Consider the following 315-nt stretch of genomic DNA (forward strand, 5'->3'; position numbering starts at 1 on the left):
CCATCGTTCGAGACGGTGACGGAGCCAAGGCGAACAGGACAGCCACCCGCCTTCTGGCCTTCTATCAGGGACTCCTCGTGCTCATTCGCGGCGGTGATGACAAGGCCGGCCTGCGGCAGGCGATAGAAGATGAATTCAATCAACTGGAGACGATGTCATGACACCTGAGGCCCTGTGGAATCGATATGCAGCCATCTGGTCGCTGGACGCTGACGCTCGCGAGCCCGAAATGCGGGCTTGCCTCGCTGACGAGGTGACCTATTGCGACCCGAATGGAGCGATCGCGGGGCGCGCCGGTCTCTCGGCTTATATGGC

The 315-nt window shown here is 61.3% G+C and carries 2 pseudogenes; both read left to right on the forward strand.

The window, feature by feature from the left end:
- A pseudogene (locus tag AF337_RS46325) lies at nt 1–161 on the forward strand (TetR/AcrR family transcriptional regulator); the annotation flags it as partial.
- Nucleotides 158–315 (forward strand): annotated as a pseudogene (locus AF337_RS45685) (nuclear transport factor 2 family protein); the annotation flags it as partial. The pseudogenes AF337_RS46325 and AF337_RS45685, both read left to right, overlap by 4 nt.

The sequence above is a fragment of the Rhizobium ecuadorense genome, from assembly GCF_001187535.1.
Lineage (GTDB): Bacteria > Pseudomonadota > Alphaproteobacteria > Rhizobiales > Rhizobiaceae > Rhizobium > Rhizobium ecuadorense.